Source organism: Mesotoga sp. H07.pep.5.3 (genome assembly GCF_002752615.1).
Classification (GTDB): Bacteria; Thermotogota; Thermotogae; order Petrotogales; family Kosmotogaceae; genus Mesotoga; species Mesotoga prima.
The window spans coordinates 22,838-46,620 of record NZ_AYTV01000022.1 but is presented as its reverse complement, the minus strand read 5'-3'; the positions used below and the strand labels follow the sequence as shown (position 1 = coordinate 46,620).

At 48.5% G+C, this 23,783-nt stretch carries 23 protein-coding genes; 13 read left to right on the top strand and 10 right to left on the bottom strand.

Annotated features, from left to right (window positions below; translation table 11 throughout):
* The first annotated feature begins 169 nt into the window (after positions 1–169).
* From V513_RS09440 to V513_RS09415, 6 genes are all read left to right on the top strand, one after another.
* Positions 170–571 carry a hypothetical protein gene (locus V513_RS09440; RefSeq protein WP_180274872.1) on the top strand — a complete coding sequence of 134 codons (402 nt, stop codon included), beginning with the start codon at positions 170–172 and terminating at the stop codon, positions 569–571.
* Between the two features lie 234 nt (positions 572–805).
* A complete protein-coding gene (locus V513_RS09435; protein ID WP_099772548.1) occupies positions 806–1,930 on the top strand; it encodes an ROK family transcriptional regulator in 1,125 nt (374 codons plus the stop codon).
* Positions 1,931–1,957: 27 nt separating this feature from the next.
* Entirely contained in the window at positions 1,958–3,214 is a 1,257-nt protein-coding gene (locus V513_RS09430; RefSeq protein WP_099772547.1) for an ABC transporter substrate-binding protein, read from the top strand.
* Positions 3,215–3,290: 76 nt separating this feature from the next.
* Positions 3,291–4,163 (top strand): carbohydrate ABC transporter permease, encoded by an 873-nt coding sequence (locus V513_RS09425; RefSeq protein ID WP_180274871.1) that lies wholly within the window; start codon positions 3,291–3,293, stop codon positions 4,161–4,163.
* Positions 4,156–5,007, top strand: a complete 852-nt coding sequence (locus V513_RS09420) for a carbohydrate ABC transporter permease (RefSeq protein WP_099772545.1) — start codon at positions 4,156–4,158, stop codon at positions 5,005–5,007. The genes V513_RS09425 and V513_RS09420 overlap by 8 nt, the downstream gene beginning before the upstream one ends.
* Before the next feature lie 38 nt (positions 5,008–5,045).
* Positions 5,046–5,792, top strand: coding sequence for a glutamine amidotransferase (locus tag V513_RS09415; protein WP_180274870.1), 747 nt, complete (start codon positions 5,046–5,048; stop codon positions 5,790–5,792).
* A gap of 210 nt (positions 5,793–6,002) precedes the next feature.
* Here the strand turns inward: V513_RS09415 and V513_RS09410 are convergent, their stop codons facing one another.
* From V513_RS09410 to V513_RS09400, 3 genes are all read right to left on the bottom strand, one after another.
* Positions 6,003–7,439 (bottom strand): sensor histidine kinase, encoded by a 1,437-nt coding sequence (locus tag V513_RS09410; RefSeq protein WP_099772543.1) that lies wholly within the window; start codon positions 7,437–7,439, stop codon positions 6,003–6,005.
* Entirely contained in the window at positions 7,436–8,110 is a 675-nt protein-coding gene (locus tag V513_RS09405; protein ID WP_006490142.1) for a response regulator transcription factor, read from the bottom strand. Before V513_RS09405 ends, V513_RS09410 begins: the two co-directional genes overlap by 4 nt.
* 316 nt (positions 8,111–8,426) lie before the next feature.
* Entirely contained in the window at positions 8,427–8,810 is a 384-nt protein-coding gene (locus V513_RS09400) for a hypothetical protein (RefSeq protein WP_099772542.1), read from the bottom strand.
* 186 nt (positions 8,811–8,996) lie between these two features.
* Here V513_RS09400 and V513_RS09395 point away from each other — a divergent pair, with 186 nt between their 5' ends.
* Entirely contained in the window at positions 8,997–10,046 is a 1,050-nt protein-coding gene (locus tag V513_RS09395) for a BMP family ABC transporter substrate-binding protein (RefSeq protein ID WP_099772541.1), read from the top strand.
* A 242-nt stretch (positions 10,047–10,288) separates the two neighbouring features.
* Here V513_RS09395 and V513_RS09390 read toward each other — a convergent pair whose 3' ends face one another.
* The 4 genes from V513_RS09390 to V513_RS09375 all read right to left on the bottom strand — a co-directional run bounded on the left by V513_RS09390 (position 10,289) and on the right by V513_RS09375 (position 14,116).
* Entirely contained in the window at positions 10,289–11,575 is a 1,287-nt protein-coding gene (locus tag V513_RS09390) for a sensor histidine kinase (RefSeq protein ID WP_099772540.1), read from the bottom strand.
* Positions 11,556–12,233 (bottom strand): response regulator transcription factor, encoded by a 678-nt coding sequence (locus V513_RS09385; RefSeq protein ID WP_099772539.1) that lies wholly within the window; start codon positions 12,231–12,233, stop codon positions 11,556–11,558. Before V513_RS09385 ends, V513_RS09390 begins: the two co-directional genes overlap by 20 nt.
* Positions 12,234–12,767: 534 nt before the next feature.
* Positions 12,768–13,517, bottom strand: coding sequence for a nitrilase-related carbon-nitrogen hydrolase (locus V513_RS09380; protein WP_099772538.1), 750 nt, complete (start codon positions 13,515–13,517; stop codon positions 12,768–12,770).
* Positions 13,514–14,116, bottom strand: coding sequence for a pyroglutamyl-peptidase I family protein (locus tag V513_RS09375; RefSeq protein ID WP_099772537.1), 603 nt, complete (start codon positions 14,114–14,116; stop codon positions 13,514–13,516). The genes V513_RS09380 and V513_RS09375 overlap by 4 nt, the downstream gene beginning before the upstream one ends.
* 99 nt (positions 14,117–14,215) lie before the next feature.
* On the opposite strand from V513_RS09375, the gene V513_RS09370 reads away from it, so the two are divergent.
* Together V513_RS09370 and V513_RS09365 are read left to right on the top strand one after the other, a co-directional pair.
* Positions 14,216–16,165 (top strand): S9 family peptidase, encoded by a 1,950-nt coding sequence (locus tag V513_RS09370; RefSeq protein WP_099772536.1) that lies wholly within the window; start codon positions 14,216–14,218, stop codon positions 16,163–16,165.
* 7 nt (positions 16,166–16,172) lie between these two features.
* Complete coding sequence (locus V513_RS09365) at positions 16,173–17,204, top strand: GNAT family N-acetyltransferase (RefSeq protein ID WP_099772654.1); 1,032 nt, start codon at positions 16,173–16,175, stop codon at positions 17,202–17,204.
* A gap of 82 nt (positions 17,205–17,286) precedes the next feature.
* Here the strand turns inward: V513_RS09365 and V513_RS09360 are convergent, their stop codons facing one another.
* Entirely contained in the window at positions 17,287–17,610 is a 324-nt protein-coding gene (locus V513_RS09360; RefSeq protein ID WP_099772535.1) for a cupin domain-containing protein, read from the bottom strand.
* Positions 17,611–17,680: 70 nt separating this feature from the next.
* Positions 17,681–18,700 carry a TIGR00341 family protein gene (locus V513_RS09355; protein WP_099772534.1) on the bottom strand — a complete coding sequence of 340 codons (1,020 nt, stop codon included), beginning with the start codon at positions 18,698–18,700 and terminating at the stop codon, positions 17,681–17,683.
* 104 nt (positions 18,701–18,804) lie between these two features.
* Here V513_RS09355 and V513_RS09350 point away from each other — a divergent pair, with 104 nt between their 5' ends.
* The 3 genes from V513_RS09350 (at position 18,805) to V513_RS09340 (ending at position 21,588) form a co-directional block, all read left to right on the top strand.
* Complete coding sequence (locus V513_RS09350; protein WP_099772533.1) at positions 18,805–19,698, top strand: DMT family transporter; 894 nt, start codon at positions 18,805–18,807, stop codon at positions 19,696–19,698.
* A gap of 67 nt (positions 19,699–19,765) precedes the next feature.
* Positions 19,766–20,641 carry an acetamidase/formamidase family protein gene (locus V513_RS09345; protein ID WP_099772532.1) on the top strand — a complete coding sequence of 292 codons (876 nt, stop codon included), beginning with the start codon at positions 19,766–19,768 and terminating at the stop codon, positions 20,639–20,641.
* Positions 20,641–21,588, top strand: coding sequence for a lysylphosphatidylglycerol synthase domain-containing protein (locus V513_RS09340; protein WP_099772531.1), 948 nt, complete (start codon positions 20,641–20,643; stop codon positions 21,586–21,588). The genes V513_RS09345 and V513_RS09340 overlap by 1 nt, the downstream gene beginning before the upstream one ends.
* A 22-nt stretch (positions 21,589–21,610) precedes the next feature.
* On the opposite strand, the gene V513_RS09335 is transcribed toward V513_RS09340, so the two are convergent.
* Complete coding sequence (locus V513_RS09335; protein WP_099772530.1) at positions 21,611–22,282, bottom strand: DJ-1/PfpI family protein; 672 nt, start codon at positions 22,280–22,282, stop codon at positions 21,611–21,613.
* Between the two features lie 194 nt (positions 22,283–22,476).
* On the opposite strand from V513_RS09335, the gene mggS reads away from it, so the two are divergent.
* Positions 22,477–23,781: a mannosylglucosylglycerate synthase gene (gene mggS / locus V513_RS09330; RefSeq protein ID WP_099772529.1), complete on the top strand. Its 1,305-nt coding sequence runs from the start codon at positions 22,477–22,479 to the stop codon at positions 23,779–23,781.
* The last annotated feature ends 2 nt before the right edge of the window (positions 23,782–23,783 follow it).

Sequence of the window (23,783 nt, the reverse complement as noted above, 5' to 3'; positions counted from 1 at the left end):
AAAAGTCGATGGCCCTCCTGGGTTTGTCGCAAATAATTGCTCTTCATTCTTCTGAGAAAGTCTCGCCTGCTTAGAGGTGACTTGCTTTTTTCTGGACAGATCGAATGGCAATCTCTCCAAGAAAATCGCCGTTTCATTAGTTGAGAGGGCATTCAGGACGCTAAAGGGAGTGGATCTGAAGATACGACCAATACACCACTGGCTTGAGAAGAGAGTAAGGGCCCACATATTTCTCTGCATGCTAGCGTATTATGTTGAATGGCATTTGAGAGAGTCATGGAAGAGCATGATCTTCACTGACGAATATACCGATAGAGAACATGTACTACAGGCTACAAGATCCGAAAGCGCTCTTGAGAAGACGAGAAAGAAGAAGCTGAGTGACGGAACACCGGTACACAGCTTTCAGACTCTTCTATCTGAAATGAGTACGATTGTCTGTAACGATGCGAGGGTACCTGCTGTACCGGAGATACCTTCATTCACGATAATCACAACTCCCAACGAGGTACAGAGGAAAGCTCTTGAACTTGTCGGATTGAAACAACTCAGCAAACGTAGACAGAAATAACCGCTTCATTTCTCTGAAATCCTTTCAGATAGTGCTTTCTCCTTTATCTAGTTCGGGAACTTCAGTTTATAGTTTCTTATCCCTCAACAGACTTCCTGAGATGCGATCTCGCCCGATGAACTTCCCTTATTTCCCGATGTTTAATCCGTTCTATCCAAAAGAGTGTTTTCGAAAAGACCGTGGAATTTGCTAGAATAATTTAGGTTCAGAAACTAACTAATATGGAGGCATTCATTGTCATTTACTGAGAGAAGATCAGCGGGAGTTCCTTCCGAACTCAGAGAAAGAAATTTGAAGACAATTATAGACGTAGTGTTTAGATACCAGCCAGTATCGAGAACAAGCATTTCGCGATTGACCGGGATAAGCAAGCCGACCGTGAGCAAGCTTGTGGGATTACTCATGAGCGAAAACTACATTGTGAAGACGGGTAAGACCTCTTCGGGGCTGGGCAAGAGGCAGGAGCTTCTTTCATTCAATCCCGAGAAGGCCTTCGTCATTTCCGTAGATGTTGGACTGGCGACAACGATCGTAGCAAAGGTAGATCTTTCGATGAAGATGACTGACAAGTGTGAGATAACGACATCAAAGAGTCCCGAGAGATTCGCCTCTGAACTGGTGGACTGTCTTTCGGATTTCTGCGGAACGGGGAAAGAATCGCCTGTCTCGGTGGTAATCTCCGTTCCCGGACTCGTTAGAAGTGATCTCAGAACTGCTATAAACGTCCCGTTGCTCCACTGGACCGATCTCCCTCTCGCGGAACTCGTAGAGGAACGGCTCAGGCTGAACGGTATTGTTTGCGGAGTTTCGATAAACAACGATGCGAAGCTGGGGGTTCTTGCCGAAGTTGCGCTGAATCAGGACATTCCCGATAGTTTCTCCAACATCGTTTATGTTCTAGTAAAGGAGGGGGTTGGTGTTGGTCTCTACATAAATGGAAGTCTGTACGTGGGAAGCAATCATATTGCGGGCGAGTTCGGCCACATGTCAATAGATCCCAATGGTCCGGAATGTTCCTGCGGAAGAAAAGGCTGCTGGCTGACGATGGTCGGCTCGAGAGAACTGGACGGCTTCGTCCGCGAAAATCGCCTGGAGGATTACATTGAGCTTTTCTCGGTCGGCCTCATGAACATAGTCAACGGTCTCGATCCCAATCTAGTGGTAATCAGTGGTGCCCTCGAAGAATACTGGGATAGAGTGCTGCCGTCTTTGAGAGCGAAGCTGAAAAGCATTGCTCTCTTTGATCAATCCTCTATGGAGATTATGAAATCCGCTCTTGATGACAGAGAGGGGCCCATTTTCGGGGGAGCGTTGATGGCTTTGAGAAAGTATCTAGATATAGAAACGGGCGTCTTATAGCCCGAATTTGAAGAGAGGTGATGACAGTTGAAACGTGGAGTAGTGCTTTTGACGGTACTTTGCTTGCTCTTTGCCGGGGCAACGGCTTTCGGCAGCTCTGCAAACGAGCTGGTTGTTTACCACTGGTGGACTGCCGGTGGAGAGAAAGAGGCAATCGATGCACTCTTCGAAGCATTCATCGATGAGCACCCTGAGTATTCTATTGTTCAGAACCCGGTAGCGGGAGGCGGCGGTGGTATTCTCCGCGCGCAGATCAAGACGATGATCATGGCCGGAAATCCACCAGACACTTTCCAGATTACTTACGGACACGGTATGATAAGCTCCTTCGTCAGTGTTCTCCAACCGATCGATGATCTGATCAAGGGTTACAACATCCCCGAGGACGTTTACGAATGGGGAAGAGTCGATGGAGTCATGTACGGGGTGCCTCTGAATCTGATGCAGAACAACTGCCTCTGGTACAATGTCGACCTCGTCGAGGAGCTCGGGATCGAGATGCCTATCAAGAGTCTTGACGAATTCCTCGGAGTCTGTGCGAGAATAAAGGCCGAAGGCTACATTCCTCTTGCAGTTGGAGCTGGCATGGGACAGCAATTCTGGCTTGGAACCCTTTTCGAAGCAGTAAACAGCGCCCTTCCCGGCGGAGGTGCGGATTTCTTAGTCGATTACTATGCCGGCAAGACGATGCCTTCCGAATCCGAAGTCTTCATTGAAACTCTCAAAGTTCTCAGAACCCTTATCGTTAACGGATTCGTAAACAATGACTGGTCGGCTCTAACATGGGACCAGGCTTCCGATCTTATGGCTACTGGAAAGGCCGTCTTCTACGTCATGGGAGACTGGGCAAAGGGCCATTTCACTTCAATGAACATGGTTCCCAACGTAGATTTTGGTTATCAGCCCTTCCCGGGAACGGACGACGTTTTCATCGGGCACGCAGACTGTTTTGTTCTTCCGATTGGTGTCGACAGAAAGATCGCCAAGGACTGGATCCAGTTCCTAACGACAGTCAAAGCAGCAAATACGTTCTGCCCTATCAAAGGTGCGGCACCATTTGTTCTCGATGCTCCTCTCGATGTCTATGATGACATTACAAAGGAGATCCTTGGCTACTTCCGTGATGACGGAGTTGCAAAAGTGCTCTCCCAGTTTGGAGCACCGCCCGAATCGTATCTCGACATTTTTGGAACGGCCTTTAGTGAGTTTTTCAATGCACCCGAGATCAACGAGAACACACTCGGCAATTTTGATTACGCTTACGAAGAGGTTTTCCTGTTCTAAAACAGACCGGCAGGTGTGAGGGCACCTGCCGGCCGTTCGCGCTCAAATGTTTTTCGAAACTAAGGAGTTGGATTATTTGAGCAAGAGAGTACAAATACTACTTTTCATTTTACCAGGTTTGATCCTTGTCGGTCTGTTCGTCTATGGTTTTACGGCATGGACATTTCAGGTATCATTGACAAACTGGCGAGACGTAGGATCTGCGGGAGACTTTGTAGGGCTGGACAACTATATAAGGCTGTTTTCAAGGGACCGGGTTTTCAAAGCCTCGCTTGTGAACACTCTCAAGCTTACACTGGTTTTCATCGGCGTAACTATCCCGCTCGGTCTCTTCCTTGCGGTGCTTCTGGACCTCAATTTGAAGGGAAAACAGTTGTTTAGACTGATATTTCTGCTCCCGCTATCCTTTTCCTTTGTTGCCTCGGCATCAATGTGGACTTGGATGTTCTCTCCGGAGATAGGCTCGGTCAATGCCTTGCTTCGGGCAATCGGACTGGATTCTCTTACTCAGCCGTGGATCACATCTGACAGACAGGCATTGATCTGCATTGCAATAGCCTATGTATGGCAGTTTTCAGGCTTTTCAACGCTGGTATACTACGCGGGGATAAGCGGAGTTGCGCCCGAGATAAGCGAAGCTGCGAAGATCGATGGAGCTTCAACCTTTCAGAGGTACATGAAGGTCATAATTCCGATGCAGAGGCCTGCAACCTTGACCGTTCTTATGATTCTTCTCATGTATTCACTGAGAGTATTCGATCTAGTCTGGCTAATGACCGGCGGAGGACCGGGCAGTTCTACTGAGATACTTTCGACCTTCATGTTCAGAACTGCCTTCAACAGAAATAGATTCGGATATGGGGCGGCCGTCGGGATCGTGATGTTTGCCATATCGATCTTGATTGTCATTCCCTTCTTCACGAGACTGAGGAGAAGCGAGTATGAGTAGGGCGAGATCGAAATCGATTTCAGGAGTCAAAGATATAACAAAGAAGGGTATCATCTATCTGTTGCTCCTAGCTGCTGCCTTTTTCTATCTCTTCCCGATATACACTGCGGTTAACACTTCGCTGAAGAGCAATGAAGAGCTGGCCTACGGTCCCGTCAGTATAGTCAGAAATCCCGAATTTGCGAATTATCTCAAGGCCTTTTCCGAGATAGACAAACCGATGTGGAATAGCTTTGTGATAACTATGGTTGCAACGGCAATATCCTCCGCGCTTGGAGCCTGGGGAGGCTTCGGATACTCCAAACTTAAATTCAAGGGAAGTTCCGTTCTCTTTCTGATTCTCGTTCTAGGATTCTATATAGCTCCCCAATCGATCCTCATACCGTTGTTGCGATTCATTGGAAGTATCGGTTTGTACAACTCTTACTGGGGGTTGATACTTACACATACTGCTTATGGGGTTCCAATTACGACATTGCTTTTCAGGAACTATTTCGAATCTCTACCCACCGAGGTTGTTGACAGTGCGCGAATAGATGGATGCAGCTACATAGGCACCTTCTTCAGGATTGCGCTTCCGCTGTCACTGCCAGGTTTTGCGGTTGTTGCAATTTTTCAGTTCACAAATATCTGGAATGAATTCCTTTTCGGGCTGATCCTCACTAGAGGGGCCGACTCGCAGCCGCTTACGGTTGCGATAAGCAATCTGAAAGGGACGACTGTCGCATCGTGGAATATTCAGATGGCCGGGATGTTGATCTCTGTTCTACCCGTGATGATCGTGTACATATTCTTCTTGAAGTTAATTGTGAAAGGGCTACTTATGGGTTCGGTAAAAGGCTAGAAGACTGATTATAAACGATTGAAAATGGAGGTGTTAGCGTGAAGAAAAAGGTACTGCTTCTTGGAGAAACATGGACAGTAACAAAGATTCACACAAAAGGGTTTGATGTTGTGGAGCTCGGAGGTTTCGATGATTACTCTGTGTATTTCAAAGAGCCTATGAAGGCCTTTGAGGACATAGAAGTGACACACATCCCCAATCATCAGGTGCTCAGCATGTTTCCGTCGACCGCAGAAGAGCTGGCAAAGTTCAACGTAGTAATCATAAGCGACTGCGGAAGAAACACCCTTACAATGTACCCCGATATGTTCAAAGTACCTATGGGCCCGAACAAGGTCGAGATGTTGTCGGACTACGTTGTCAAAGGCGGATCGCTCATAATGACGGGCGGATACGTTGACTTCCAAGGCTTCCAGGGCAAGGGGAACTACCACGGCAGCTCGATCGAGAAAGTAATGCCTGTCAACATGATGGAGACTGACGACAGGGTAGAAGCAACTCAGGGAGCCTCGGTTAAAGTATTGAACCCGAATCATCAGATTCTGAAGGGCATAGATACCAAGTGGCCGAGATTCCTGGGCTATCAGAAGGTCTTTCCAAAGGAAGGTTCCGAAGTTCTCGCCGAAATCGACGGCGATCCGTTCATAATAGTTGGTGACTCTGGAAAGGGCAGATCGATGGCCTTCACGTCAGATCTTGCACCCCACTGGGGAACAGACTTCGTGAAGTGGGAGTACTACGGAAAATTCTGGCATCAGGCTATTAGTTGGCTCAGCAAGGAGTAGAAAAGAAAAGAGTGAGCTGAATGAAGTTGTCTGCCTAACTGGAGTTCGATCCCTTTCTCGGTTTTGCACGAGAGATTCCGGAAAATGGAAGGCTGGCCTTAACTGGCCGGAAATACAAGAGGGCACGATTTGCGCCCTCTTGTTTTGTCTCGATCATTTTGAATTCAGAAAGTGGTTAACTGTTGGTTTTTCCGGAAACAACAAAGAATTCTAAATAGGTAGCGTGACGATCGTTGCTACGAACTCACCTTCATTAACTATTGAAATAGCCCCACCGTGCAATTCGATAATCCTTCTCGTTATGCTCAGGCCAAGTCCGTTTTCTCCTCCGACCCCCTTGTTGAAGGGTTTGAAGAGCTCTTCCAGTTTGGTTTCGGCAACTTTCTCTCCATCGTTTGCGAATCGTATCAAAAGACTCTCTTCTCTCTCGTTTACTTCCATAGTTACCTCTATCCTGCTCTTCGCATACCGGATCTGGTTTGAAAGTATGTTTTCAATGGCTATCGCCAGTTGTTCTTCATTGACCTCGGTCTTGAAGTCTTTAAGATTCAGATTCCAGTCTATGTCGTCTCTCTGGAAAGAAAATCGCCCGACTGTGTCTTCAAGGAGCTCTGAGAGATTGACTTCCTCTTTTTCGAGGTCGTGACGCGACAGGTATTCGAGTCTGGTTATGAAGAGGAGATCCTTTACCCTCAGATCCATTCTCTGAATCTCTTTATCTATGACGTCTATAGCGCTATCCAGGTCACCCGCCGGATATATGCCGTCCTTGATTGCCTGTGCGTAACTTCGGATAACCATGACAGGTGTCTTTAGTTCATGGGAGATAAACTGGAGCATCGACTGCTGTTCTCTGTCCTGCTCGCTGAGGCTCTTTCTCATGTTCTCGATTGAATCGGCTAGCTCTCCGATCTCGTCGCTTCTATTCAAAGAAATCGGCCTGTCCCAGTTTCTCTTTGAGATCATTCTCACGTCCTCTGAAAGCTTTTTGAGAGGTTTAGTCAGGTATCTAGAAAAGACTATTATGAAAACTAGACTGACCACTGTCATTATAGCCATTACGAGCAGCAGTCTGGAGAACAAAGTCGATGAAAGAGTGTTCATGTACGTATCCCACATATAGGAAATCATCGTGACGTCTCTTCCCGAAATCTCTTCATTGCGAATCACATAGAAAAGACTCCGGCCGGAAAGCAGTGTTTCGTACCTCTCAGAAGATGACGTTTGCTTTTCTGCGTTTTCTCTAATGGATTGAATAGCAGGAAGTATTTCGGGGATAATCGTTCCGCTAATTAGGATGTCCCTGGAAGTGGAATCCGGAGACGGGGAAATCTTGTCTGAGCTATCCTGGGTTCCAAATCTGTTCAGGTAATAATCTATTAGGTCAAACTCCCTGTCAAAGACGATTATGTGTCCAACGTCTCTGACATTTCTAAGACTGTTGAGGTCGATATCCTCGAAGGGGATGAACCCTCCCTGCAATTCGATTACCCTTACTTCCTGAGCGTACTCTATCGTTCTGTAAGCTTCGGTTGTGAAGAAGTCTCTTATAGACCATCTGAAGACTATACCGAGAAGAAGGAAGAGGATTGAAAGAACGGCTGCGAATAGTAACCAGAGCTTGTCGGACAGGCTCCATGATCTCATATGTTCACGCTCTTATAGCCGAAACCGTAGACGGTCTCAATCTTGAAATGTGGCATCTTCTTTCTAAGTCTCCGTACAAGATCGTCAACTGCCCTGTCGCTTCCGTAGTGGTCGTAACCCCAGACTCTATCGAGTATCTGGTCTCTTGAAAAAGGTTTGCCTTTGCCACTGATAAATAGCAGGAGAAGATCGAACTCCATAGAAGTGAGCTCAATCAGTTTTGACTGATTCTCGTCGATTTCTTCGGTAACCGTTCTTCGCGCTTCGTCGATCTTGTATGGTGGAACGGATATGATTCCACCGGAATGGTGGACGCGTTCAAGAATCTTCTTGACCCGAATGACGAGTTCCCTTGGAAGAAAGGGTTTTGGCAAGTAGTCGTCGCTTCCCATCTCCAGTCCGATCACTCTATCGATGTCCTTGTCCCTTGCTGAAATAAAGATCACCGGTATCATCGAATCCCTCTTTCTTATTTCTCTGAGGAGCTCGAAGCCATCGATTCCCGGCAGCATTATGTCTAGAATCCAGATATCGGGAGAGTCATCGATTTCATCGAATGCATCGCTGCCGTTCTTGAACGACTTTACTTCCCATCCTTCCTTTTCAAGATAGGAAGTCAGCACGCTGTTCAGATTTTTCTCGTCTTCAACAAGATTTATCCTTGTTCCCATGAATCACACCTCTGTGACTTCCGCCTCATTCAATAATAATAGATTACTCTGTGAATTACTAACCAATAAACCGGACTGCAAGGATATGTCTCATTTTCAATATTGCAGTCCGGCCTTTCCAAAGAACTACCTTTTCTGAGTAACCAACAAAACACTATCACATGCTGCACAGTCTTCGCCACTATCTATTGCCGTTCTCAGATTATCACGCTCCTTTACACGTACCGAATGGGGCGGTTCCAGTAATCTATGTCAGACTGTCATCGTAGCTCTGCTATTGTTCACGCTGTTCTTTGTTTAAGAGCTTTATAGAAACTTAACCGGGATCAACGCTCTTAACTGCCACAACTATTGTCTCAACTCCATTGCTCACCCTTGTAACCTGAATCGAGAACTCGGGGGGTTCGTAGATAACTTCCGCGGCAGACGGGAATGTGTTGTGATGCTTGTGAACCGGTGTCATATCGAGCAGCATTACTTCCGCAATCGATTCCTCTTCCCAGGAACGCAGTGTTTCCTCCAGATCGTCAGGGTCGATCACGCGGTTATCGGTTACGAGATGCGTTTCAGTTCCTTCGATTTCGCTTACCACAACTCTCTTCAGAGAATGCAGGCCCAGGTCCTTGAGCTTCTGGATAAGGTCGTCCAAAGTCATTTCCGTCTTATCTGAATATCGCTTCTCATGGCTTGTGACTAACATTTCTTCAACTCCTTAGAAGTCTCTGAGATCTAGTTTCAGTAATATTATAGAAAGTAATATGCGAGAGAATTCGGCAAAAGTGTGGGATATAATGGGATTCATAGGACCGGAATTCCATCGGTCTTGCAATTGGAAGGCCATTAAGATGCTCTTATTCAGCTATCGAGCTACCTACGGAGGTGTCTCATGAAAGGGATAATTACCGTTTTATTCATGCTGTGCGCAGTTATTCTGGCTTCAGAGCCTCTAAGCATAGGCTTTATCTATGTCGGTTCGGCCGATGATGGCGGCTGGACAGAGAAACACGATGAGGGCAGGCGGTATCTCGAAAAGACGTTTGGAAGTCAAATCGAGACTTCATTCATAGAAAACGTGACTGAAGGAGAACAGGACCTGGAGGTTCTTAGAAGTTATGCCGACCGTAACGTCAAACTCCTTTTCAGTACAAGCTTTGGCTTTATGGACGATGTGATGGAGATAGCGAAGAACTATCCCGATACGATCTTCATGCATTGTTCGGGATATAAGACTGCCGAAAATGTCGGGACCTACTTCGGAAGGATATATGAGCCAGCCTACTTGACCGGTCTCATCGCTGGGGAGATGACAAAGAGCAACATAATCGGCTATGTAGCGACATTCAAGATTCCGGAAGTTATCAGGGGGATAAATGCTTTTGCGATTGGAATCGCAAAGGTCAATCCCGATGCGCGCGTGCACGTCATTTGGACCGAGACCTGGTTCGATCCCTCTTCCGAAGAGGAGGCGGCCGACGCCCTCCTGGATCTTGGAGCCGATGTAATCGCTCAGAGCCAGGATTCGCCAGCTGCAGTTCAGGCGGCCGGACAACGGGGCGCTTACGCTATTGGTTACAACACCGATATGAGTGCCTTCAGTCCAGACACTTTTCTGACTTCTCCCGTGTGGAACTGGGGAGTCTTTTACGAGAGAGTCGTAAAAGAAGTAATGGAGGGAAAGTGGACCAGCTATCAATACTGGGGCGGAATAGAGGACGGTGTAGTCGACATAGTGATGAGTAATCTAGTTCCCGCCAATCTTCAGCAACTTGTCAGTGAAGAAAGAAGCCGGATAATTGAGGACGATTATCATCCCTTTGAAGGGCCTTTGCAAGATCAAGACGGAAAACTAAGATATTCAGAGGGCGAGAAACCTACCGATGAAGAGCTGTTGACCATGGACTGGTTTGTGGACAACGTCGTTGGCAGCCCGAAGTGACTCTTATCTTCTAAGTCTGACGGAGCAGGCCAGGCGAAGCCAGACTTGCCAGCGAAAGCAGACTGGCTTCTGAATTCCTCCCGCGGAAGCGGCATCACTTCCCCGGATGTTCTTCCGGGCATCACTTCCCGACGAAGGCGGCCTCGCCTCCTGCCGGAGGCAGCATCACTTCTACTCTTGCTCTTACCAACCCGCAACCACCTACCCCGAACCGCATCATTCACGCACAGCGAAGGAAGAGCCTATTTGTGCTTTCTTAAAGGTATCCGTATTTCAAATACGCTTCCTCCGCCAGGGCGGTTCTCGACCGTTATTTCACCCTCCAGCGAGCCAACCATTTCTTTCGCTATGGATAGACCCATGCCGCTTCCCGAACTATTGTGAGATTCGTCTATCTTGTAGAATCTGTCAAATATCCTTTCCTTTTCCGGGTCAGCTATTCCGGGGCCCGAATCGCTGATCTGAATGAGGAGTGAACCTTCTCTCTCAAAAGCCCTAACAATGACATCGCTCTTCTCATCGGTGAACTTGATCGCATTTTCGAGCACGGCCGCAACCGCCACTTTAAGTTTGTCTAGATAAGTCTTGACGACGAGATCTTCATCTGTCTCAACGATTATTCGGACATCTTTCGACTCGGCGAAGGTTCTGTGATACTCTTTCATCTCTTCGAGAAACTCTAGCAGTTTCACATCCTGCGAAGACATTACCGCTGTGCTATCGTTGTGTGCCTTTGCCTGTAGCAGGAGTTGATTGACAACATTCTGCATATTTCGGGTTGCACCGTCAATCGCATCGATCTTATCTCTCGCTTCCCCTTCCAGTGGCCTGCTCTTGAGTAGATCTACGCTCAGCCTCATAACTGTAAGGGGCGTCTTTAACTCGTGAGAGGCGTCCGCGGTGAAGCGTTGAAGCCTATCGTAGCTTTCTCTCAGAGGTGTGAGAACGTATCCGGCAAGAGCCAGACCGACTATCCAGGAGATTGCGGCAACGAGCACTATAAGTAGAATAAGCGAAAAGAGAAGACTAGTAGATTTTTCGCTCAGTCCTTCGGTTGATCTTCCAACGCGAAGAAAGAAGACCGGCTGTCCAGCCATGTTTCTAATCGCTCTGGTAAGAATGTTGTACTCGAGTTCTGAGTCGTTGTAATCAACGACCTTTGCCTTCGAAGTCCCCTCAACTAACGGCACACTGCTCTTTATTCTTCCTCCGAGCTGAAGAACGCTCTCTCCGTCAGGAGTGACGAACTCGAGGATCTCATTCTCCGCGGTGAAGAGGTCTAAATTTCCGGAATAGTTTCTGAGCATTCTCTCCAGGGCCATCAAGGGCGCCCTTCCGATTCTGGTCTCGATCCTGTCCGCAACTCTGTTGAGGGCGGTTATCTCTGCCCCTCTTTCAAGCCTGAGGGAGAGGACGAAAATGAAGAGACTCAAAAGAGAGACGAGAGAGACGACTATGAGCGTGAAGAATAGCGTCCATCTCCTCTTTGCCTTTCTGAATGACAGCCCTTCACCTGTCACTGATTTCATAGCCCATTCCCCTAACCGTTTTTATTAACTTCTTTCTTCGCCCTCCGTCTATTTTCTTGCGGATGTTCTTTATGTGGCTTCTGATTACGTCCGACCACAGTTCGTCGTCTTCGTTCCAGAGATGTTCCTCGAGCTCGCTCTTCGGAACGACCCTGCCGCTGTTTAACATTAGATATTCAAGGATCTGGTACTCCTTCTTTCTAAGTTCTATCTTCTCGTTTCCCCTGCTGGCGGTCTTTAGCGACATATCAAGCTCCAGATCTCCTACTCTAAGAACCCTTGAAGGAGTTCCGCCGAACTGGGCCCTTCTCAAAAGAGACTGAATCCTGACGACAAGTTCCCGGATATCGAATGGCTTCGGAAGATAGTCGTCGGCTCCTAAGTCGAAGCCCCGGACTTTGTCTTCGATGCTATCCAGAGCTGTAAGCATCAGTACGGGTATTCTGCTTCCCGAATCTCTGATCTTTTCAAGAACCTGCCAGCCGGTGAGTTTGGGGAGAAGAATGTCCAGGACAATAACGTCAAATGGACCGTTGAGAGCCATATAAAGCCCCTCTTCCCCGTCGACTGCAAGTTCGGCTACAAAGCCCTCTCTTTCGAGAGACTCCTTAAGCAATTTGCCCAGACTACGCTCGTCTTCAACAATCAGAATCTTCATCTCTTCTCCTCCACTATGAAATCATACCAGCAGAAGTGTGAAATCTTCGAGAAAGCTGCGGAAGATCATCTTCCAAAAAACTTCTGCACAGGTGAAGTGCATCATGATTAAGTCTACTCAAAAGAGTTAATGCATCAAAATAGAATTTACTTAAAGTCGAGATGAAGGAGATTAAGAACACCTCCCTTTGAGTTAGATTTAGGCTTCATCTTCTGTAAGTTTGTAATTTGTTGTGGAAGGAGTGATAAACGGAAGATTGCCCTTGATTATCGAAGTTTGCACTGGAAGCGTGTGCCTTATGTAATGCTCTTCCGAGGTCAGTAAGGAGCTTATGGATTTGGTTAGTGAACATGGCTCAGGCAATCTTACTACTGTAAAGTCTCCCCATTGTACGGGACCGTGTTGCGACGGAGTTTTCGTTGACTCAGACGAGAAGAGATTCACCAGGATCTCGATATAAAATGTCGACGACTTCTTCATGAGAGAGGTGTTGAAACGCGGATCGGATCAGACCTTCTAATAAGGTTTAGAGCCTCATATGTCCTTTAGGGCGGGGAATCTCTCCCGCCAGTTTCTTAGAATACTCATTTTCTCATAGTCCAGTTCCCAGAGAAGCAATCCTTTCTCGGCTTCAAAGGCCACTTCGTTACCATCTTGATCGAAGAGTACTGAAAAGGCCTCATCGTATTCTATGCCGTTACCGTCGACCCCAGTCCTGTTTAGCCCCAGAACAAATGACTGGTTCTCGATCGCCCTCGCTTTGAGAAGAGCCTGCCAGTGATTGGCCCTCTTTTCCGGCCAGTTGGCTATCACTATCATGACCTCTGCAGGCAAGTTGGCCCTGAAGAGCTCCGGAAAACGAAGATCGTAACAGATGTTCAGGGAGAACAGTATCTCTTTCATCTCGAAGGAGAGATTAGTGTCACCGGGGCTGTAAACGTTATTCTCCCCTCCATACGAAAATAACTTTCTCTTCCGGTAAATCAAAGGCTCCGAACCCGGGGCGAGAAAAGCCGCGCAATTGTAGAACTTCGAGCCTCTTCTGTCTATAAAGCCGTAAACTGCAGGAATACCCTGGTTATCTACCTGCTTTCTGAAGAAACCACACGCATCTTTCACGTAAGCTCTTTCGGCGTTATTAGTGAACCCGCTCAAGGTAGTTTCGGGAAAGACAATTAGCTCAACACCGGCTGCCGATGCCCCGGCGAAAACTCTTTCGATTATCTTCATGTTGATCTCTGGAGACTCCCATACTATGTTGAGAGGAACGCCCCCTATTTTCATCTTTTCTCCTCCACTGCAAGATCAATTATCCTTGAAAGGACGCTTGCCGAAACTTCCGCCTCTATCGCAGGTTTGTTTTCTCCCGGACCTATCTGTTCGGGAATGCACGGTATGTGTACGAACCCGGCGGGGATGTTTATGGCTCTCTTCGTGAGAAAGTCCATACATCTGTAAAAGAGGTAGTTACAGACAAACGCGCCGGCTGAAAAAGATTTCTCGATGGGAAGACCCTCGTCCTTAAGTTTCGAGACGATCCCGTCGACCGGAAGCCTCGAAAAGTATGCGTCGGGAGAGGCAGGAATTATCTTCTCACCGGTCGCAATAAATCCGTTGTTGTCTGGAGTCGCGGATTCCTTCCAATTGATCGCAATCTTCTCTGGAGTAACGAGAGATCTTCCTGCCGCCTGGCCGACCATGATCAACGCCTCCGGGACGTTGTCTAGAAGCCGCAGCCTCAGTCGAGAAAAGCAGTCGTCGAAGACCGTCGGGAGGCTCATGAGCTCGATGTCTTCCCTGATATCCGCTAGAAGCTCCACGACTATCTGCGAAGCGTTTATTTTACTTCCCCCGAAGGGGTCGAAATGGGTCACGAGTATCATCTTTTACACCTCTCATTCCCTATAATTTTAGCATCATAAGGAAGTCGAGAATGAAAGGCCGCGCATTCTGGTAGAATGATTCTGAAAGGGGTGATCTAGTTGAAGAAGCTGAAGCTTGAGGATCTCTACAAATACTCCGCTGTGGGCGATCTTCACATCTTTCCCGACGGGGAAAACTTTGTCTTTGTAAGAAAGATGATGAACAAGAAGGAGAACCAGTACGAAAGCAACATCTGGTTCGGCAACATGAAGAATGAAGAAGTCCGTCAGCTGACCCGGGGCGGGAAGGATGGTTCTCCCGTAGTCAGTCCAGACGGCAAGAGCATTCTCTTTGTCTCGAAAAGAGACAAGGAGGCTAAAGGAACCGGGCTTTATCTTCTGCCTCTTGAGGGCGGTGAAAGCAGACTGGTGAAGACTCTTAAAGGAGGATTCTCCTCTGTCTCGTGGATCGATTCGGAGACGGTTCTATTCATAACGAAGCATGCCCCCGGGGAAGATCCCGAGAAGATCGAAGAAGACGACCCGCCAGAGAAGAAGGTTTACGAAATAGACAGAATACCATTTGTCTCTAACGGCGCTGGATTCACCGAGAACAGAGTGGGCCATCTATATAAGATGAAACTCGAAAGTGGAAAGATGGAACCGATTACGGCCGTCGGAGGCGATATCGAAAGCATCGTTCTATCTCCCGAGAGAAAGAGCGTCGCGGTAATAACAACCGAAGACAGGGAGAAGAGGCCGATATGGAGCAGTCTATACGTCCTCGATTTACAAAGCGGAACTGCGAAGAGAATCGGAGACGACAGTCTCTCTTTCTATCATTGCGAGTGGTCAGACGATAGCGAACTCTTCGCCGTCGCGACAGACTTCAAAAAGGGCTTCCCAACCAATCCCTTCATAGTCCACGTTGATCTGGAATCCCTCACTCTTACTACTATCGCCAGAGAAATGGACCTGTACTTCGGCAACAGCCTGAACAGCGATGTGAGGGGTGTCTCGCCAAACACTTCCATGAAGGTTGTAGAAGGAAAGCTCTTTTCGCTGGTAACTGCCGGGTCGCAGATAAAACTCATTTCTATGGATAAAGAAGGAAAGGTAGAGGAAATCGTTGTCTCTTCGGGGAGCATAGACTGCTTCGATGTTGCAGGCGAGGAGCTTCTCCTTTCAGAGATGACCACGACAGAGCCACTGGAGATCTACTCCCTTGTCAAAGGCAAGAAGAAGAAACTCACGAGCTTCAACTCGTGGATGAAGGGTATCAAGCTATCAAAACCGGAGGGCTTCGAAGTGGAGGCCTCTGACGGGCAAAAGATCGAAGGCTGGATAATGAGGCCGGTAGACTTCGAGGAAGGGAAGAAATACCCGGCCGTAGTGGAGATCCACGGAGGGCCAAAGACTGCATACGGCGGCGGATATATACATGAGTTTCAGTCTCTGGCCTCCGAAGGATATGCAGTTATCTACTGTAACCCGAGGGGAAGCGCCGGTTACGGAACCGACTTCGCCGATATAAGGGGTCACTACGGGGAAAGGGATTTCGAAGACATAATGGAGATCGTCGAGTACGTCATAAATGAATACGATTTCGTCGACGAAGAGAGGCTCGGTGTCACCGGGGGCTCATACGGCGGCTTCATGACAAACTGGATTGTGGGACATACTGACGCCTTCAAGGCTGCCGTCTCCCAGAGGTCTATCTCGAGCTGGATTTCCTTCTTTGGCACGACGGATATAGGATATTACTTTGCCAACGATCAGACCGGGGGAGATTTCTTCGACAACCTCGAGGGTTATCTCAGACAGTCCCCTCTAATGTCGGCGCCCAACGTCGTCACTCCGATTCTTTTCATTCACTCCCTTGAAGACTACAGATGCTGGGTTCCCGAAGCGATGCAGTTCTTCACGGCGTTGAGGTATCTCGGCAAAGAGGCCAAAATGGTGCTCTTCCCGAAAGAGAACCACGAGCTTTCCAGAGGTGGCCTTCCCATTCACAGGGAAAAGCGTTTAAGGGCAATACTGGAATGGTTCGATTCCCATCTGAAGACATGAGCCGTTGATGGAAGACAAGAAGGCAGGAAACATCCATGTAAGATTCGCCACAATCGATGACAACGAAAAGCTCCTCAAGATCGAGCGAGAGTCGGCTCAGGAGGGGAGTATCTGGCTAGTCGCCTTCAGAGAGGACTTCTTTGGAAGACTGAAGTACTTCGAAGAGGGTTTCATTATGATTGCCGAAGACGCCTATGACATCATCGGATGTATCGGTGTTGGAATCGACAACCTGATCGTAAACGGAGAGATCAAAAAGGCCATCTATCTCTTTGGGCTTCGGACGAACCCGCAATACAGGCTGAAAGTCGCCCGCTGGCTGAAATCGATCATTCAGGAACTGCAGAATCTGCTCGGCCCCACGGATTTCGATTTCGGATATGCGTCGGTTAAAGCCGACAACATTGCCTCGAAGAAGATTCTCGAGCACATGGGTTTCTCCACGACGGCGACACTGGACTTCTATGCCTGTCCGGTAAGGAAGACCTCCCAGGAGAAGTCGGTTTTTGTGGAAAGGGAGGTAGACCTCGAAACGATATTGGACCTGTACAAACCTCTCGAGAAGGATCATGACCTCCTCCTTCAAGGTACGAAGGCCTTCGAGGTGATGGTTACAGAGAGGAGATTGAGGTTATTCAAGACGGAAGGAGCATTCGCCCTGGTCCTCGATACGAGCGGCGAGCAGGACTTCGGAATCACACGCCTTCCAAAGGGATTGAGGGCATTTCAACTGCTCGCTCAGGGGACTCTTTCACCTCTGGTGAGGATCCCGAGAATGAATGAGCGATTGAGGTCCTGGGATGTCCTTCATTTCGGCTGGGACGATATCCGAAGTGCCAGAAGGATTGTAAGTAAGATCCATAGATGCGCCTGGGAAGAGGGCATAACGCTGATCAACTTCTCGAGGGACAGAAGCCTCGGGAGTATGAAGGGTACGGTGGGCCCTCTCAGTTTCAGGATCCCCTTTGAGATAATGATCTATGAGAAGAACAGCATAAATAGAGGAATCAGACCTATAATAAGAACTCCGACGATATAACTTGAAAATTCTTTTTTCGGATGAACTGAAGACTTAGTAAATGAGAGGCCGGGTCGGAAAGGCTAAGACCCGGCCTTAATCTCTATGGATGAGGCGCCTTCACTACAAGAACCCGCATCGTCTCCTCTCCGGTGTTGACTATTCCGTGCGGAATCATTTTTGGACTGTCTATAATGTCATCTTTCATAACTTCATGCTTATCTCCGCCGACTGTGATTATCCCTCTACCGGCGAGCACCAGTATGAAAACATCGACCGGTGTCTTGTGCTCGGCCAATTCCATTCCTTCGCCTATGTCAATGACGACCGCCTGCGCATTCTCTCTGTCGTAGATTATCCGTCCCTTTAGTCCGGGTCTGTCAAGTGCAACCTTGCCCTTTTCGATTGAACTCTTCACCAACTTCATCACCTCGTATTTAATGCTAGTACTATGTTAGCAAACCGAAGAGCCCCGATCGGTAACATATGTTACCGTGCTAGAGAAGTTCGCTCAGGAATAGCGAGAGCGCAAGAAGTCCGAGAACGACTACCCAGCCAATTATCGTAACCCTCACTGCCTTGCCCGCCTTATTCGCTTCCCACCAGGAGCGCGGTTCTATCCCCTGAAGTCTGAACGTTATGATTGAAGCGAGGTTTATACAGACAATGTTGACAAAGAACAGGAGTATAGCTCCGGAAAATCCCTCTATATTTCCGCTTCCAAGCAGCATTCCCGCCGCAGCGAGAGGGGGCATAAGCGAAACCGCTACCATAACCCCTATGAGCGAAGTGGAAACACCCGAAGTGATCGACAGGGCTGCCGCCGTTCCCGATGCGAACGCCAGTACAATGTCGCCCAGGTTGGCCACCGTTCGACTGGTTATCTCGTGAGTAGTGTAATCTAGTCTGAACAGCAGTCCGAAGACAAGAGCGAAGGCAAAGCCCAGTCCGATACGGATAAGATTCGTTCTCACTGACTTTGCGAGAAGCCCGAAATCTCCGAGCGTCGTCGCAAAGGACTGCGCGACGTTTGGTCCGAGCATCGGAGCGATCACCATCGCCCCGATGATTATTGCGGGGCTGTTTCTCACCAGGCCTATCGTGGCTACGATGGCCGACAATACTATCATCGCTATGTCTACCGCGTCGTTCGAGATCATCTCCGAGATGTCGTGATACAGCTCTTCTCTGCTTATTCGCTTGAAGATTCCCTTCTTGGGCTTCTTCTCCTCTTCTGTGGCCTGATTTTTTTCTTCTTTCTCCTCTTCTTGAGCTCTTGGAAGCGAGGCTTCCACTTGAAAGAGTATTGCCCTGAAGGATTCATCCTGGGTGAAGCGCTGCTCGAGAGAGTCGAGGATCTTTTCGCTGTTCTCGGCAAGCGCCAGTATCTTCGTCTGCCAAAGCTCTTCCGATGTCTTAACCGTCCAGTAGCCGATCATCTGTTTCTCTTCCAGCATTTCCTTCAGGTCTTTTTCGGGGTCGGAACCTGAGAATACTTCTATCAGTCTTTCGGCCATCTAATCACCATCCCGTAGAGAGACTGTGGCATAATTGTTTTGGTCGCCAAGAATATATTACACCTGCAAATAAGAAGAGAAGGCATCGGATCAGGGAGGTCGGAGTGTTCTATCTTTTGCTGGCGATACTTTCCAGTTCCTCTATAGCAATGATTTTCAAGGTAACGGAGGGAAGAAGCTACAACAGGCTCGCGGTTACGACGTTCAATTACCTGAGCGCGTTTTTAGTAGCGCTCGTCATGATAGGGATTGAAAGACCGGCCGTAGGTCCAGGGGGAGGATCTCTGGCCGAAGTCATAGTGAAGGGAGAGCGTCTTTTCAGCCTCACCAGCAGCGTAGTCTGGGGCTTGTCTTTGGGACTCGTTTCCGGTCTCTTCTTCTTTCTGTCCTTTATCTTTTATCAGAAGAGCGTCAGGGAAAGTGGGGCAAGCCTTTCCGGAGCTTTCGGAAAGCTCGGGATTCTCATACCTATGATTCTTTCTTTGCTAGTCTGGAAGGAGTATCCGGAAGCACTGCAGTGGGTCGGGATCGGCCTTGCCATCTTCTCGATCGTACTCGTAAACAACCCTTTCGGATCGGGGAGGCAGAATTTCAAAGCCGCTTTAATCATGTTGTTCATCACCGGCGGACTGGCCGAATTCATGAACAAGTTGTTCCAGAACTACACCGTCAGCGGATACAAGAATGTCTTTCTCTTCAGCGTCTTTGCAAGCGCTTTCGCGATAAGCGCGTTCTTTCTGAAAAGGTCCGGTAAATCTTTCCATAAGAGGGAAGCAATCGTAGGGCTGATCGTGGGACTGCCAAACCTCTTCTCATCCTTCTTTCTCATAATGGCCCTCGAAGAAATGAAGGGTTCCGTGGTCTTTCCCGTTTACAGTGCCGGAAGCGTTGTGATGATAAGTCTTGGAAGCCTGCTGTTCTTCGGTGAAAAGCTCAAGAAGCTCGAGATGATTTCCTTGGGCATGGTGCTGATTTCCCTTATTATAATAAACATATGATGTCTCTTTGGATTAAAACAACATCGCGGTAGTATTGAAACAATATCAGTCATTGGAGGTGCGTCCCGTGTTACACAGAATTGGAAGAGACAGATTAGTTTACGATATGTCGCCTGAACACAAGCCCGTTCTGGAAGTGAGCCCGGGGGATACTGTAATAGTGGAGACGGAGGACTGCTTCTGCCACAGGATCGTCTCAGAGTCTCAGACCGTCGGAGGAGACTTCGACTTCACTCATGTAAATCCGGCCACCGGACCCATCGCCGTAAAAGGAGCGATGCCGGGTGACACGATAGTAGTCAGTATAGAGAGGATAGAGCTGGACAGTCAGGGCGTTGTCGAGACCTGCCCGTTCTGGGGCCCGGTCAGCAACGTTTCCAAGGAGTGCGTCACCGAGATCGTCAAGATTGACGGCAATTTCATGTCGTTTCTGGGAGAGCGCATCGAAATAAAGCCTATGATAGGTGTAATCGGAAACGCTCCGGCCGAAGGTTCCGTTTCCTGCACGACTCCGGGAAGTCATGGCGGAAACCTCGACACGAAAAATATAACGACCGGTTCAAGAGTATATCTTCCGGTCTTCGTGAAGGGAGGGAATCTCTCCCTCGGCGACGTTCATGCGAGGATGGGGGATGGTGAAGTCGGCGGTACAGGCGTTGAGATAAGAGCCCTGGTGAGACTCAGTGTAGATATTGATAAGATGCCCGTTGAAAGTCCCACCGTCGAAACCGAAGAGGCTTTCTACCTCTTGTTCAGTGCGAAGACTCTGGAAGAGGCGAGCCGCGGGGCGGTGAAGAGGGCCATCGAATTCATCGCCGACTGGAAGTCTATCCCCGCTGAAAGAGCCTATATGCTGACAAGCATCACATGCGACCTAATGATAAGCCAGGTGGTGAATCCACTGGTGACTGTGCGAGTTAGAGTGCCGAAAGAGATTCTCTAGTGATAGACATAAGAAAAGTATTCCTCTCTTTAAGAAGGCTTCTGCCCTTTCTTGGTATAATCCTGTTCAGCGTCTCGATCTACGTTCTCGTTCGAGAGCTGAGTCGCTACACTGTAAATGATATCATTGCAAAGGTCGGGGAGGTTCCAGCTTCGAGGCTTGTAATCGCAGTCTTCCTGACCTTTCTGACTTACCTCAATCTCAGTCTCTATGATCTGATCGCTTCCAGAAGGGCGGGAGTCAAACTGAAATTTACGTCGACCGCTCTTGTTTCTTTCGTTGGATACACTTTCAGCAAGAATATCGGTTTCACGTTTCTTTCGGGTACAAGCGTCCGCTTCAGGTTATACGGAAAGTGGGGTGTTGCAGGAGGTAAGATTCTCGCAATAATAATCCTCAACTATCTGACTTTCTGGCTTGGTTTCTTCGCCCTTTCAGGCATATTGTTCATACTATGGCCGCCCGTTCTTCAGAGTGCCGTAACGGTACCCTTTGGATCACTGAAGGCTATCGGAATTGCCTCTGCCGGGATCTATGTTCTCTACGTGATAGTGGTTAGCTTCAGGAAACGGCCGTTCAGAATAAAGGGAAGGAGCTTCACTCTTCCTGGGAAGTCTTTCACGCTGGTCCAGACTGGTATATCCATTCTCGACTGGCTGCTTTCCGCAGGAGTTCTCTTCATGCTCCTTCCCCCGGAGATCGGTTATCTTGAGGTTCTGGGCGTCTTCCTTCTGTCGCAGTTTGCGGGTCTGTCGAGTCAGGTTCCCGGAGGCCTGGGAGTCTTTGAGGCGCTTACAGTAGTAATTTTCTCGCCCTCCTTAAAGCCAGATATTCTTGTGGCGGCGTTGATACTCTACAGAATAATCTTCTACCTAGTTCCCTTCATTATCGCAATAATTTCTTTTACGGCCAGCGAACTCCTTTACAGACGTTCTGAAAAGGCCTAGTGGAGAACCGTTATGGTAGGATTCAACCTGGCAGCAGGTCGAACAGCCTCTTGACGAAGGTTTCGACGCTCTCATTCTTTTTCATGAGGCCATCTTCTCGAACAAGAAGCGGAGCAGTTACAACTTTGTTTGTCTTATCGACGCACATTTCACCGACTTCACAGGGGACATGATCTATGGCCAGCTTTTCGACGACGGTCATCCTATCTTCGGGATTGCCCGAAGCGGTGACGGTAAGATTTGAGGCTACGTTCTCGAGAGCCCTTGCAAGTATTAAAACACCTTCTCCGATCGCTCCCAAAGGCTTCTTACCGAAGAAGCAGTTCACGATAAGCCTTTCAAGGCTCTTATTAACTCTGTAGTGATCCTCTTCGTCTTCAAAAGTAGATAGGCTCTTCAAGACTCCCTTCCCGCCGGGAATGACGAGCAGGTCCAGATCCTCCCCAGTGAAGGTATCGATGCTGTTTACCGGTCTACTGAGCAGTCTTGCAGATTCTACGAGCTGGTTTCGCTTCTGTTCAAGTTCAGCCGGTTTTCCTGTCTGGTGGTTAATAACCTCGTATTGATCCTTGTCCAGCGCCAGAGAAACAACTTCAACCCCTGCCTTATCCAGGGCGAGGAAGGTCATTATGGCCTCGTCAACGGCCGTTCCATCCTCAGAGCCACAACCCGTAAGCACTACTCCACACTTCAATTCGGTCCCTCCTTATAGAAGCATCAAGAGTCGTCTTTCCTTAGGAAAATAGAAATATTAATGGATTTTATCATCTTTGCCCCCCGTTCCAAACGGCTCGTTAATGTATGGCTTATCTGAACTATTGACATGCCGGCAAGATTATTGGATATTAGTAGTGAGTTCCTGTGACGATTCGGCAAGGGGGTGTTCTTGTGAGAGTGGGTTTGATTCATTACAGGGCCGGACTGATGGACGGTGTCTCCCTTGAAATGGAAAAGTGGCGCAAGGTTCTCTCGAGAATGGGTCACTCGGTGGAGATCATTGCGGGAAACAACGCTCCCGGTGTCGACATTGTGATTCCGGAGATAGAATACAACGACGAGAAAAATGAAATCCTGAATTCGAAGCTCTACGGCAGGACGCCTTCATCGGAGAGCGAACTGCTCGATGAACTCTCCATCAGAACCGCCGAGATTCTAGGCAGCTTCAGATCTGTTCTCTCCGACTTCGATCTTCTTATACCGAACAACATCTGGTCGCTTGGATGGTCTATACCTGCGGGACTGGCCCTGCATGACTTCGCGGAGGAGTCGGGTAAGCCGTTTATCTCTCACAACCATGACTTCTGGTGGGACCGCCCCTATTACAGCAGTCCCTATCGAAGCGTCATGGAGCTCCTGGAAAACTACTTTCCTCCCGATCTCCCAAACGTCAAGAATCTCACGATCAACTCGATCTCCGCTTCCGATCTCTTCGAGAGGAGGGGTATCAGGGCTACCGTGGTGCCGAATGTGATGGACTTCAGCGGGCCCGTCTCTATCTCCGATGAGCGCATTCGAACGCTCAGAAGCGAGGCCGGGATAGAGAAGGGGGATATCGTCTTTCTCCAGGCAACCAGGATAACGGAGAGAAAGGCGGTTGAGATCTCTATAAGGCTAATCGCAGCTTTCAATGATATCGCGGGATCTTTGAAGGGGAAAAAGCTTTACAACGGGGAGCCGTTTACCGGGAGGGCCGTCCTCGTGTATTCCGGATTGACCGAAAGGCAGTCAATGGACTACAGGAAAAAGCTAGATGAACTTGCGAACCGGCTCGGAGTAAAAGCGATCGACATCTCCTCTTCATCCTCCTTGAGCCAGGCGGCCTTCTTCGAATCGTACGGCGTCGCAGACATCGTTATATATCCAACCGTATTCGAGGGCTGGGGCAACCAGCTTCTGGAGGCGCTTGTGTACAGGAAGCCACTCGCCCTCTTCAGATACAGCGTATTCAAGAGCGATATACAGAACAGCGGGATCTCTTTCGTAGATCTGGGGGATAGGTATATCTACAGCGACGGACTGGCAGAAATGCCGGAGCAGACTATCCGTAGCGCCGTTAAAGAGATCACGGAACTCCTCTTCGACAGAGAGAAATACGAAGAAACCGCGGAGAAAAACTTCCAGATAGGAAGAGAAAAGTTCAGCCTCGAGACGCTGGGCGACATAGTAAAGGGATTGATAACCGATCTGGTTTAGAC